This is a genomic window from Candidatus Poribacteria bacterium, assembly GCA_021295715.1.
Taxonomy (GTDB): Bacteria; Poribacteria; WGA-4E; order WGA-4E; family WGA-3G; genus WGA-3G.
The window spans coordinates 1-2185 of sequence record JAGWBV010000171.1 but is presented as its reverse complement, the minus strand read 5'-3'; the positions used below and the strand labels follow the sequence as shown (position 1 = coordinate 2185).

The 2185-nt window shown below is 44.1% G+C and carries 2 protein-coding genes; one reads left to right on the top strand and one right to left on the bottom strand.

Annotation, left to right across the window (positions count from 1 at the left end; translation table 11 throughout):
* Positions 1 to 58: 58 nt before the first annotated feature.
* Positions 59 to 469 carry an ABC transporter substrate-binding protein gene (locus tag J4G07_22550; GenBank protein ID MCE2416764.1) on the top strand — a complete coding sequence of 137 codons (411 nt, stop codon included), beginning with the start codon at positions 59 to 61 and terminating at the stop codon, positions 467 to 469.
* A gap of 91 nt (positions 470 to 560) precedes the next feature.
* Here the strand turns inward: J4G07_22550 and J4G07_22545 are convergent, their stop codons facing one another.
* Positions 561 to 1676: an endonuclease/exonuclease/phosphatase family protein gene (locus J4G07_22545; GenBank protein ID MCE2416763.1), complete on the bottom strand. Its 1116-nt coding sequence runs from the start codon at positions 1674 to 1676 to the stop codon at positions 561 to 563.
* Positions 1677 to 2185 lie beyond the last annotated feature (509 nt).

Here is a 2185-nt window from a genome sequence, read left to right as displayed (position 1 = left end):
TGGAGAAGCAGGTTCATTTTTAGCATCCTTTCAAAAAGGTTAGAGTCTTTATGAAAGGATACCTGCTTTTCTGCTTTCTCGCATCTTAATTCTTAAAATTGTCCAAACTTTAGTTTCTATAGACGAAGTTCAAAGCGCGGGGGATGCCGCCGAGGGAACGATTACTTTTACGGATTGGGTTAGCACAGCTGATACTCCCGGACATCAGACTTTCGTTCAGAATTACACCGCGAAATACGGCATGGAACCCAGTGTTTGGGCGGCACAATCGTATGCTGCTGTTTATATCCTCGCAGAAGCGATTAAAAATGCACAATCAACGGATTCAGAAGCGATTGCTGCTGCGCTCGCTGAGATCAAAGACTTTGACACCATTTTGGGTAAGTTCTCCTTTGATTCTAACGGAGACGCTATTTATGACCCTGTTGTTCTGATTGTTAAAGATGGCAAACTCGAGGTTTTCGAGTAGGGATGTGTTCGATTAAAAGTAAAGCGCGCTGCGACGGATTTCAAACTCCGCACAGCGCGCTTTACTTTTTAAGTAACTAAACCAGTTTTCGCTATTCAAAGGCGAGATGGGCGACAACTCCTGCGTGGTCGGAGGGCCACAACCCGGAAGGTAGCCGTTCTGAGGGGGTATCTCCTATGGTGTGAGTTAGAATCTGCGGAGGCAGTTCAAAATTTCGGACAAAAATCTGATCAATCCGGACAGAGAGATCACTCACTTCATTCAGGATGTCATCGTCTTGGCAACAAGTGTTACCAGTTCCCTGGGAATCCATCTGCCAGAGGTCAACATACCCCGCGGATAGCAAAAGATGATAGACGGTGCCATCGGGTGCTCTTGTATTGAAATCTCCTAACAGGACAATCGGTAAAGTTTCGTCGCTGAGGCTACCTACCAATTCCTGCACTTGTGCGACCCTGTTTTCTTCCGCGAATGCCTCCAAATGTATATTAACAACGCGGTAAGTGACACCAGAAACAGTGGCATTTATGGCAGCGTAACCTCTTTTTACTTCAAGACCGAGACTTTCGATGGTAAGGGCATTTGCGTAGTTTGCGCTTGTAGGATGTGATATTGCGACATCGCTGCGGGAAAGTATCACATCATAATCGGTTAATCGGACATCAGCAATTCCAGTATCAGTGAACATCGGCATTTCCACATCAAGGTTTTCGACTTGAGCAGCGACCTGATAGCTCAAGCCTTCTGCTTGGAGCGCGTCCATCAAAATTTGGAGATAATCTAAGACGACCTCTTCAGCATCAGGCGTTCTTTCTGCAATAGAATTGCCTGGACTTTGCGTGCGAATGAGCGAAATTTCTTGTAAGCCGATGAGGTGTGGTTGGTATGTCATTATGGACTTGGCAATTGCCACAGCACGTCCCGGAAAATCAGCGGCAATCACGTTGTTGTACATAGTGGCGACTTCCTGTGGTACCTGTAACACATTTTCTACAGATAGAAGCGGTTCTGCGCTGCTTCCGACGTAAACGTTGTAGGTCATCACGGTGAGCGGTTCTGTATCTGGAGTGCTGACCTCTGGTAACATCGGTGGCGTTATCTTTTCACAGCCTACAAGACTCAGCAGGATCCCAAATAATAGAAGAACAATTCTGATGGAACCCATAGATTTTGAAAGTTTACTATAATAATTCAGTTTTTTTAACATATTCATCTCCAACGGCTCGGTTTTTAAATTGAGGCGATTTTGCTGTACAAGCAATCCTTCGATTGCAACTGATATTAATTTATCACTGCATGTTTTATAAGAAACCATGCCAAAAAGAGAGTAACATAGATTCGTTTATACGTCAAATGAAATTCCCGCGAAGCCATCTTCTTTTCGCTTGACATTTGTCAGCTCTTCCACTATACTTAAGGCAGTTTCAAGGGAATAGTCGGTTTTGGAATCCCAATGCTTTAGCTTTGGGAGGAAAAAACCGCCTTCTTGGAAAGGACCAAAACACCAAAATATATTTGACGTTCCGTCCAAAATGTAATATAATATTAGTATCGTGTTGGCAGACATAATCAGCGTTACCGCTTGGTAACGTGTCTGCCTCCCACTGATTAGGGAATAAACGCACGATACACGATATACCATGAGATTAACCTTTAAGTATCCTGTGTATCCGACACAGGCAGAAGAAAGAATATTAGAAAAGTGGTTTGTCCATC

What these genes read in the sequence shown, in the direction of transcription:
- J4G07_22545 (MCE2416763.1), bottom strand. Translation starts at nt 1,676, where the DNA reads ATGTTAAAAAAACTGAATTATTATAGTAAACTTTCAAAATCTATGGGT.